This is a genomic window from Mesorhizobium xinjiangense (assembly GCF_009749525.1).
Lineage (GTDB): Bacteria > Pseudomonadota > Alphaproteobacteria > Rhizobiales > Rhizobiaceae > Mangrovimarina > Mangrovimarina xinjiangensis.
The window spans coordinates 79995-90028 of sequence record NZ_WOAC01000020.1; the positions used below are offsets into that span (position 1 = coordinate 79995).

At 65.5% G+C, this 10034-nt stretch carries 6 protein-coding genes; 4 read left to right on the forward strand and 2 right to left on the reverse strand.

Annotation, left to right across the window (positions count from 1 at the left end; translation table 11 throughout):
* Nucleotides 1–62: 62 nt before the first annotated feature.
* Entirely contained in the window at nt 63–1082 is a 1020-nt protein-coding gene (locus GM909_RS19745) for a TRAP transporter substrate-binding protein (protein WP_198174321.1), read from the reverse strand.
* 163 nt (nt 1083–1245) lie between these two features.
* Nucleotides 1246–2631 (reverse strand): MocR-like ectoine utilization transcription factor EhuR, encoded by a 1386-nt coding sequence (gene ehuR / locus GM909_RS19750; RefSeq protein ID WP_157018932.1) that lies wholly within the window; start codon nt 2629–2631, stop codon nt 1246–1248.
* A gap of 84 nt (nt 2632–2715) precedes the next feature.
* Here ehuR and GM909_RS19755 point away from each other — a divergent pair, with 84 nt between their 5' ends.
* The 4 genes from GM909_RS19755 to GM909_RS26320 all read left to right on the forward strand — a co-directional run.
* Nucleotides 2716–3207 (forward strand): Lrp/AsnC family transcriptional regulator, encoded by a 492-nt coding sequence (locus GM909_RS19755; RefSeq protein WP_157018933.1) that lies wholly within the window; start codon nt 2716–2718, stop codon nt 3205–3207.
* Between the two features lie 127 nt (nt 3208–3334).
* Nucleotides 3335–4828: an NAD-dependent succinate-semialdehyde dehydrogenase gene (locus GM909_RS19760; protein WP_157018934.1), complete on the forward strand. Its 1494-nt coding sequence runs from the start codon at nt 3335–3337 to the stop codon at nt 4826–4828.
* 25 nt (nt 4829–4853) lie between these two features.
* Nucleotides 4854–6233: an aspartate aminotransferase family protein gene (locus GM909_RS19765; protein WP_157018935.1), complete on the forward strand. Its 1380-nt coding sequence runs from the start codon at nt 4854–4856 to the stop codon at nt 6231–6233.
* A 426-nt stretch (nt 6234–6659) separates the two neighbouring features.
* Nucleotides 6660–10034, forward strand: a 3375-nt coding sequence (locus tag GM909_RS26320) for an autotransporter-associated beta strand repeat-containing protein (protein ID WP_198174322.1), incomplete at its 3' end; no start/stop codon positions are given.

Consider the following 10034-nt stretch of genomic DNA (forward strand, 5'->3'; position numbering starts at 1 on the left):
CCACGAGTCGAGAGCATTGCTGCGGCGCGCCCGGACATCATCGCCCGGACGCGCCCGTCCCCTTATTCGACGGCCGACAGGTCGGCTTTCATCTGGTCGAGGATCTTCTGCCCGCTGTCACCGGTCATTTCGATGAATGTCGCCTCGACTTCGCCCGCGGCATCCATGAACGGCTTACGCTGTTCTTCGGAAAGGACGTTGATCTGCATTTCCGGCTTGGCTTCCTTGATCTTGGCCAGCGACTCGTCCTGCAATCCCTTCTGGTATTCGAGGATGTAGTCGAAGGCCGACTGGATCGCGTTCTGGACCAGTTCCTGATCCTCGGCGCCAAGCCCGTCAAAGAACTGCTTGTTGGCCATCACCGCGGTGGTGAAGTTGTTGTGGCCGATGCAGGTGATGACGTCGGTCACCTCGTACATCTTCGTCGATTCAAGGAAGAAGCCGGGATTTTCCTGGCCCTGGATGATGCCCGTCTGAAGGGCGCCGTAGACCTCGCCCCAGGGCAGCGGCGTCGGGGTCGCGCCCCAGACATTGTAGGACTCGACCAGGAGCGGGTTGGTCATAACCCTGAACTTGACCTCGTTGAGATCCTCCGGCTTCGTCACCGGCTCCTGGGTGGTCATGCAGACCTCGCCCTCGGGAAACATGGTCAGCAACTCGAGCCCCTGCTGGGCGTAGAGCTCGGGGAACATCTCGTTGATCGCCTTGGACGTGCGGAAGAAATCGAAGAGCTGGCCTTCGTCCTGGGGCAGCAGGTAAGGCACGAAGAACACCTGCGCCTCCGGGATCAACGCGCCGGTGAAGCCCGGCGACTGGTCGACGAACTGAAGGATGCCGGCCTGGGCCTGCTCCATGATGTCGGCCGACTCGCCCAGCGTGCCGAACGGGTACAGCGTGACGGAATGGTCGGAGTTCTCTTCGATATACTCCTTGAACTTGGTAGCATAGACGCCCTGGACCTCGTTGAGTGCTTCCTCGAAGGCGTAGCGCCATTCGGCCGCCTGCGCCGATAGCGGCAACACGGCCAGAGCCGTGCCGAGCATCAGGCCGCGAAGAATCGTCTTGGACTTTGTGGTGCGCATAGCATTCCCCTTTTTATGTACCAGCTCTGTCGAGCTTATTCCCGCCAGCAGGCAAGGACCAGCCAGTTGCTGCAACTTCAGGGGAGAATCAAAATCATGTCAATTCATAAAATAATATCATGACAATATTTGCACAGCTGCGCGGAAAGGATGCATTCGGCGCCTAAATCGCCAGCAGCACTACTTCCGGGTCGCTCAGAAGCAGCTTGACGATGATGGCGAGCCCGGCGCGCAATTCCTCCCGCGTCGTCGAGCCGAGCGAGATGCGCACGGCGGGCTTCCATTGCGAATCGGATGTGCGAAACGACATGCCCGGCGCGATGGCCACGCCCTGCAGCCTGGACTGGGAGACGAACCCTTCCTCGGTGCGCCCTTCGGGCAGCGGCAGCCAGACATGCAGGCTGTTTTCATGGGTGAGGTAGTCGATATCGCCGAATGTCTCTGCGGCGATCGCATGGCGGCCGGCAAGCGCGCGGCGCTGCCATTGCACCATCTCCGCCGCCGTCCCGTCCAAGACCCATTGCGTGGCGATCTCCGCCAGGAGCGGTGCGGCCATCCAGTTGGTGACCAGGTGCCGGTTGGCGACGGCGGAGACGTAGCGGTCGGGCGCGACCAGATAGCCGATGCGCAGGCCCGGCAGGACGGTCTTGGTGAAGCTCGTCACATAGAGGGTGCGCTCGGGCGCAAGGGCCGCGATCGGCGGCGGTCGGTGTTCGACCAGCGGCCCGAGCACATCGCTTTCGATGATCGCCAGATCGTGGCGGCGCGCCACCTTGACCAATTCCGCCCGACGCGCCTCGCTCATCAGGCTGGCCATCGGATTGATCACCGATGGCTGGATGAACACGGCCCGAACCGGGGTTTCGCGGCAGATCCGGTCCAGCGCGTCCGGCACCAGGCCTTCCGTATCGACGGTGGCGCCGCGCAGCTTGACGCCGAGATAGGAGGCGAGCGGCACCAGCGTGTGGTGGCCGATCGCCTCGGTCACGACGGTCGATCCGGGCGGCGCCGCGCTCATCAGCGCGACCGTCATGCCTGCGGTCGCGCCGTTGGTCACGCTGACATTGAGCGGCGAGACGCTGAGCCCGCAATTGCGCAGCCATTCCACCGCCGCCGATTTGTGGCGCGGGAAGACGACATTGGGCCTGAAGGACAGTGCCGCGCTCGGCGGCAGGTCCTGCGCCAGGTCGGCCAGCGCCCGCTTCATCTTTTCCAGATGCAGCGTCTCGCAGACCGGCTTGAGGATCGTCAGGTCGATGACCTCGCCGAGCCGTTCGGGCAGATAGGGTGGTTCGGCCTCGCGCTTCTGCGACTGCACGAAGGTGCCGCGGCCGATTTCGCCCGAAATCAGGCCGCGCCGTCCGAGTTCCTCATAGGCCCGGCTGACGGTCTGCACCGACAGGCCCAGATCGTCGGCCATGTGCCGGTGGGGAGGCAGCCTGGCGCCGTTCTTGAGGCGGCCGTCGCCGATGGCGAGGGCGATCTGCTCGGCCAGCGAGAGATAGGCCGGGCGCGTCAGGAGCGAGGGATCGGGGCGCCACAATGTCATGATTTATATCAGATCAGAATCAGTGCAATTGACAATCGAAAAATGACACGGTCATGCTCGAGGCTCATTTCGACGGGTTAAATCATGACATTGGCGCGGCTCGACGCTATCGACATCAGGATTCTCGACGCCATCCAGCGCGATGGGCGGATCACCAAGCTGGCCCTGGCCGAAAAGGTCGGCCTGTCGCCGACGCCGTGCTGGATGCGGCTGAGGAAGCTGGAGAAGGCCGGCATCGTTACCGGCTATCATGCGCGGCTCGACATGCGCCGCATCGCGCCGGTGGCGACCGTGCTGATGGAGGTCACGCTGGGCGCGCATCGCCAAGCCGATTTCGACCGCTTCGAGCGCGCCGTGCGCGACACGCCGCAGATCGTCGCCTGCTGGTCCGTCGGCGGCGGCGTCGATTACATCCTCAAGGTGGTGGCCCGCGACATCGATGCCTATCAGCGTCTCGTCGATACGCTGCTGGAGCGCGAAATCGGCATCGACCGTTACTTTACATACATCGTGACGCGCATCGTGAAGGGTGATTCCACGCTGCCGGTCGCGGCCTTGATCCCCGGCGCCGAGTGACGGCAGACAATCTGTCTGCGGCAAGGGCGATCCGTAGACAGATTGTCTGTCGCGCCCGTCGTGATTGGCTACACTGTCCGCCGCAACAGACTATCTTTCCCCTTGAATGCAACCGGGAGGCCTGGATATGTCGGCATTGTTCGCCCGCATCGACCATCATGAAGCGCTCGGCCGCCTCGCCGACCGCCGGCTTCTGCGCGAGCTGGCCTATGTCGAGGGCAGCTGGACGGCCGGCAATGGCGGCAACGGCTTCGCCGTCAGCGATCCGGCCACGGGCACGCCGGTGGCCTGGGTCGCCGCGCTCGACGAAGGCCAGACCGACGGCGCGATCGCCGCCGCCCACAAGGCTCTTGCCGCCTGGCGCGGGCGCCTGCCGCAGGAACGCGCCGCGATCCTGCGCAGATGGTTCGAGCTGATGATCGAAGCCAGGGAGGATCTGGCGCTCATCATGACGCTGGAGCAGGGCAAGCCGCTTGCCGAGGCGCGCGGCGAGATCGATTACGCCGCCTCCTTTGTCGAATGGTATGCCGAGGAAGCCCGGCGCGTGAACGCCGAGAGCGTGACGAGCCACCTGGCCGACGCGGAGATGGTCGTGCGGCGCGAGGCGCTCGGCGTCGTCGGCGTGGTGACGCCGTGGAACTTCCCTTGCGCCATGCTGACGCGCAAGGCGGCCGCCGCGCTCGCCGCCGGCTGCACGGTCGTCGCGCACCCCTCCTCGCAGACGCCCTTGTCGGCGCTGGCGCTGGCCGAGCTCGGCGAGCGGGCGGGCCTGCCGGCCGGCGTGTTCAACATTCTTACCGGCAAGGCCGCGACCATCGTCGGGCGCCTGTGCGCCGACCCGCGTGTGCGGGCGATGAGCTTCACCGGCTCGACCGAGATCGGCCGGCTGATCGCTGCCCAATGCGCGCCGACCATGAAACGCCTCGTCATGGAACTCGGCGGTCACGCGCCGTTCATCGTCTTTGCCGACACGCCGCTCGACAAGGCCGTGGACCTGGCGATGGCCGCCAAGTTCGCGACCTCCGGCCAGGATTGCCTGGCAGCCAACCGCATCTATGTCGAGTGGCCGATCTACGAGGATTTCTGCGCCGCCTTCGCCGAGCGCATTGCCCGGCTGCGGGTCGGCAACGGGCTCGAGGACGGCATGGAGATCGGCCCGCTGATGCATGATGGCGCGGTTGAAAAATCGCTGGAGCACATCGCCGACGCGCAAGCCCGCGGCGCGCGCCTGCTGGCCGGCGGCGGCCGCCACGCGGCCGGTCAGCTCTTCGTCCAGCCGACGCTGCTGGCCGACGTGCCCGACGACGCGCTCATCATGCGCGAGGAAACGTTTGGGCCAGTGGCCGCGGTCACGCCGTTCGATGCCGAGGACGACGTCGTCGCGCGCGCCAACGACACCGAATACGGCCTCGTGGCCTATCTGGCGACCGAGAACGGGGCGCGCCAGCGCCGCCTGTCGAGGGTGCTGGAATACGGCATGGTGGCCGTCAACCGGGTCAAGATCACCGGCGCGCCGGTACCCTTCGGCGGCGTCAAGCAATCCGGCCTCGGCCGGGAAGGCGCCCGCCAGGGCCTCGAAGCCTTCACCGAGCTCAAATATGTCTGCCTCGAGGCAGGCTGAAACAGACAAGAACAGGAGTCGCCCAATGCTCGACCAGTCCAACGAACTGAACGCCTGGGACCGCGATCATTTCTTCCATCCCTCCAGCCATATGGGAACGCATGCGCGCGGCGAGAGCCCCAACCGCATCATGGCCGGCGGCGAGGGCGTCTATGTGACCGACCGGCAGGGCAAGCGCAGCCTCGACGCCTTTGCCGGGCTCTATTGCGTCAATGTCGGCTACGGACGCACCGAGATCGCCGAGGCGATCGCCAGGCAGGCGCATGAGCTGGCCTATTACCACGCCTATGTCGGCCATGGCACGGAAGCCTCGATCCGGCTTGCCAAGATGATCATCGACCGGGCGCCGGAAGGCATGAGCCGGGTCTATTTCGGCCTGTCGGGTTCGGACGCAAACGAGACCAACATCAAGCTCATCTGGTACTACAACAATGTGCTCGGACGGCCTGAAAAGAAAAAGATAATTTCGCGCTGGCGTGGCTATCACGGCTCCGGCGTGATGACCGGCTCGCTGACCGGCCTGGCGCTCTTCCACAACGCCTTTGACCTGCCGCGCGCGCCGGTCCTGCACACCGAGGCGCCCTATTATTTCCGCCGCGCCGACCGCTCGATGAGCGAGGAGCAGTTCGCCCAGCATTGCGCCGACAAGCTGGAGGAGATGATCCTGGCCGAGGGGCCGGAGACGGTCGCCGCCTTCATCGGCGAGCCGATCCTCGGCACGGGCGGCATCGTGCCGCCGCCGGCCGGCTACTGGGAGAAGATCCAGGCTGTTTTGAAGAAATACGACGTGCTGCTCGTCGCCGACGAGGTGGTGACCGGCTTCGGCCGTCTCGGCACCATGTTCGGCTCCGACCATTACGGCATGAAGCCCGACCTCATCACCATCGCCAAGGGGCTGACCTCGGCCTATGCGCCGCTGTCGGGCGTCATCGTCGGGGAGGATATGTGGAAGGTGCTCGTCGACGGCTCCGACAAGCTCGGTTCGCTCGGCCATGGCTGGACCTATTCGGCCCATCCGATCTGTGCGGCGGCCGGTATCGCCAATCTGGAGCTCATCGACACGCTCGGCCTGGTCGACAATGCCGGCGCGACCGGCGGCTATTTCCTGTCCGAGCTGCGCGCCGCGCTCGGCGACCACGCCCATGTCGGCGAGGTGCGCGGCGAGGGCCTCTTGGCGGCGGTCGAATTCGTCGAGGACAAGGACGATCGCAAGTTCTTCGAGGCTTCGAAGAAGATCGGTCCGCAGGTCGCGGCCGCGCTCGCCGAACGCGGCGTCATCGGCCGCGCCATGCCGGAAGGCGACATTCTGGGCTTCGCGCCGCCGCTCTGCCTGACGAAGGCGGAGGCCGACACGGTCGTCGCGGCGACCGCCGACGCGGTCAAGGCGGTGTTTGCCGGGAACTGAACCTCCACGCGTTCCAACGGCGGCAATCGCCGTCCTGAGCTCTGAACCTGATTTCGGGCCGAGCACCGTTCGCGGTCTCGGCCCGAAATCTGTCCAACGCCATCGGACGAAATACGGCATTTGCCGTATTTCTTTGGGCGGTACGACCTCCTAATTTGCGCGCCCACAGGCCGCCATCGAACTCACCTGCCCGGTGCATTGACCGTCGGCAGACCGAAAATCAGGCATAGTTCAAAACTACTTGAACTATGCCTGATTTCGGCTATGGCGATGGCGCTTGCGGGCATGAAGCTGCGCAGATCGAGGAGAGTTCACGGAGTGGCAAAGGCGGTGGGGCGCGGACCCGGCGGGAATGGGGCTGATGTCGGGGCTGGCAGGGATGTGCCCGCTTTCAATGGGCGCGTTCGACGGCTCGCTGCAGCGCTGTTGGCCGGTACTTCCGCGCTGACGCTGGTGCTGGGAACCCTTTCCGTAACACAGGCAGATGGCCGCATCACCAGTGGCGGCGGAGCTGGAGGCGGCGGCCTCAATTCCGGCGGAGGCCTTGGCGGTGCGGGAAGTATCGGCGGCGGCGGTGGAGGAGGAGGCGGCCCCGGATGGCTTGCTGGAGAAGACCACCGGGCCGGTGCCGGGGGCGACGGCGGTCAGCCCGGACAGGACAGCGGTCCTGGCGATGGCGGGACCCCCGGGCAAGGCGGCGCTGCCGGCGGACGCGACGTGGGCGGCGGCGGTGGGGGCGGGTCGGCGCCGCGCGACTCGAGCGCCGGACCAGGCAAGGGTGGCAATGGCGGCGACGGCGGCTCGGGAAACTGGTGGATACCCTTGGAAGAGTTAATTTCCTCCAGGTGGGGCCAGCCGGGCGGTGATGGGCGGCCCAACAGTATTGGCCGGGGCCTGGGCGGCGGTGGCGGCGGTGGCGGCGCCGGCCTCTATTTCTCAGGCTTCCATGAATCCAACCGTATTTTTATGAAAGACAAGGATGTCCACGGCGGCGCCGGTGGTATGGGTGGCTATGGCGGCGGTGGTGGTGGCGTTGGGCTCGCCCTGGCTTCATTTCCTGGCAACACTTTCTACATTGACAGTTCCACAATCGAAGGCGGCGCCGGTGGTTTCGGTGGCTATGGCGGTGGCGGCGGAGCTGGCGTCTTCTTTGTCCGCGGCGGCAATCTGTATAACATCGGCTCGATCACGGGCGGCAATGGCGGTTACGCGTTAGATTTTACAGGAGGCGCCGGCGGGGCAGGAGTCCTCGCCAATGGCGGTGTTCATTATAACGGGGCCGCAATAATCGGGGGCGCGGGCGGCGATGGTCCATATGGAGGCGGGGCGGGCATTGGTCCAATGGGAGGCGGGGCGGGCGGCTCTGGCATCCGGTTGTATGAAGACTTCTGGTCGGCCAATGTCACCAACGACGGTTCGGGCACGATCAGCGGTGGGGACGGCGGGTATTCCGACTATGGCCGCGCAGGTGCGGGTGGCGACGGCATTGCTCTCGAACTCGATGGAGGCTCCGCCACGATCGTTAACGGCGGCGTTATCGCCGGTGGTGATGGTGGGGATTCCGACTATGCCGGCGCAGGTGCGGGCGGCAACGGCATTGCTCTCGAACTCAATGGAGGCTCCGCCTCGATCGACAACTACGACGTTATCGCCGGTGGTGATGGTGGGACCAATAGCGGCTCCGAAGGTGCGCCGAGCCAGTGGCATGGCGCTGGTGGCGTGGGGGTACGTGTCGTCGGCGACGCGGTGACTGTGCGCAATTGGGGAACCATCTCGGGCGGGCCCGATGGCGATGGCGTGAACCGCGTCAACGCGGTGGAACTGATCGGCAATGACAATACGCTCGTCATCGGCGGCGAGGCCATCTTCAACGGCAATATCGTTGCGCAGGGTACAGGAAACGGCCTAGACTTGGGAGGTGCTGGGCGTGCTGTTCTCGATCTCAATGATATTGGACCGACCGGAACGTTCCGGGGATTCGAGCGCTTCGTCACCAGCGGTGGCGAGTGGACACTGACGGGTGCTGGCGCGCAGGGCTGGTCGGTGAGTGGCGGCACGCTGCGCGCCGGCAACGACGGTGCCTTGGGCTCGGATCATGCCTACGCGATCAATGGCGGCCGGCTCGACCTCGGCGGCTACGATCTTTCCATGTCACACCTTGCGGGCACTGGCGGCGAATTGGCCATCGGTTTGGCCAATCTGATCGTTGACCAGACGTACGGCAGTGCATTTGGCGGTACGCTTTCGGGGACGGGTGATTTTGCCAAAAAAGGCATAGGTGACCTGATTCTCACAGGCGACAGTTCCAGCTTCTCGGGCGTCACGACCGTTCATGGCGGCACGCTGTTCGTCGGGGATGCAGCGGGCAACGGCGCGCTCGGCGGGACGGTCACGGTAGAAGATGGCGGCACGCTTGGCGGTTCGGGCACCGTGGGCACGACGACGGTGGCCGATGGCGGCATCATCGCGCCGGGCAATTCCGTCGGCACGCTGAACGTCGCCGGCGACCTATTGCTGTCGTCGGGCTCGATCCTCGATTTCGAACTGGGTCGCGCGGGCATGGCCGGCGATCCGGCGGCGGGCGCGAGCGACCGGGTCGATGTGACGGGCGACCTGACGCTCGACGGAACGCTCAACCTTTCCCAGAGCGGCAATGCCGCCGACGGCACGACCGGCCTCGGCTATTACCGGCTGCTGACCTATGGCGGCGCGCTCACCGACAACGGTCTGACCCTCGGCACCACACCCGCGATTGACGGCGTCGGCGGGTTTGAACTTCAGACGGGCGGTGACCGCGTCGATCTGTTCGTCGCCGCGCTTGGCGACGATGCCTTGCAGCATTGGCAAGGCGGCGACGGCACCTGGAATGCTGCCGATACGCAATGGTTGAACCAGAACGGAGGATGGCCGGTCGCCTGGGCCGGCAAGCATGCCGCCTTCAAGGATGCGAACGGTCACTCTGGCGGCACGATTGCGGTTAAGGGCACGCAGAGCTTCAAGGGCCTGCAATTCGTCGACGAAGGCTATCGCCTGGAAGGCGACGGCGCACTCGAGAGCGATCCCGGCGGCTCGGAAATCCGCGTCCTGGCCGACAATGCCGAGATCGCGACCGCCATCATTGGCGCCGGCGGCATTGCCAAGACGGGCGCAGGAACGCTGACGCTTTCGGGAACCAACAGCTATTCCGGCGGTACGACCGTGGCGGCCGGCACGCTGCTTGCCGGCAGCGCGGGCGGACTGGTGCATGACAGCGCCTACACGATCAATGGCGGCCGGCTCGACCTCGGCGGCTTCGATCTTGCCATGTCGAACCTCGCGGGCACCGGCGGGGCACTGGCCATCGGCACGGCGGCACTGAACCTCGACCAGGCGGGTGACAGCACCTATGCCGGCACGATCTCCGGGACTGGCCGCTTTACCAAGGAGGGTGACGGCACGCTGACGCTCACCGGCGAGAACTCGGGCTTTATGGGCACGACGGAGATTGCCGCCGGCAAACTGATGGTCGGAACGCGTGGCAACGGTGCTCTGGGTGGGGCGCTCGACGTTCTGGACGGCGGCACGCTGGGCGGTTCGGGCACGGTGGGCGGTCTCGTCGCTGCCTCCGGTGGCACGATTGCGCCGGGCAATTCCATCGGCATGCTGAGTGTGAATGGTGATGCGTCCTTCGGCGTCGGTTCCGTCTACGCGGTCGAGGTCGACGGCGCGGGCAACAGCGATCGGATTGTTGCGACCGGGAAGGCGACGATCGTCGGCGGCACGGTCAGTGTCACGGCCGAACGCGGCGGCGATGATGGATCG

Coding starts and splice junctions, on each gene's coding strand:
- GM909_RS19745 (WP_198174321.1), bottom strand. CDS start 1,082: ATGCGCACCACAAAGTCCAAGACGATTCTTCGCGGCCTGATGCTCGGC.
- GM909_RS19760 (WP_157018934.1), top strand. CDS start 3,335: ATGTCGGCATTGTTCGCCCGCATCGACCATCATGAAGCGCTCGGCCGC.
- GM909_RS19755 (WP_157018933.1), top strand. CDS start 2,716: ATGACATTGGCGCGGCTCGACGCTATCGACATCAGGATTCTCGACGCC.
- GM909_RS19765 (WP_157018935.1), top strand. CDS start 4,854: ATGCTCGACCAGTCCAACGAACTGAACGCCTGGGACCGCGATCATTTC.
- ehuR (WP_157018932.1), bottom strand. CDS start 2,631: ATGACATTGTGGCGCCCCGATCCCTCGCTCCTGACGCGCCCGGCCTAT.